At 42.6% G+C, this 223-nt stretch carries 1 pseudogene; it reads left to right on the top strand.

What is annotated here, in order from left to right:
• Positions 1–223 (top strand): annotated as a pseudogene (locus H5975_RS08585) (helix-turn-helix domain-containing protein); the annotation flags it as partial.

Here is a 223-nt window from a genome sequence, read left to right on the forward strand (position 1 = left end):
CAAAGAGAAAACTTATTGTTAAAGATACAACTCGACGCCTCAAAAAAATTGACAGCCTTGAGAAAGCATCCAAACAAGAACTCGCGCAAGTAATCTATGAGCTCAAGGCAAAGTACCTGATTGATGCGCTCCCGATTTCGATGTCGACTTACCAATATTGGCAGTCCAAGTTTGAACACCCTGATGAGGACGAAGAAGAACTCAAAGCGGTGATCAAAGGACT

The sequence above is a fragment of the Limosilactobacillus coleohominis genome, assembly GCF_016901675.1.
In the GTDB taxonomy this organism is placed as follows: Bacteria; Bacillota; Bacilli; order Lactobacillales; family Lactobacillaceae; genus Limosilactobacillus; species Limosilactobacillus intestinavium.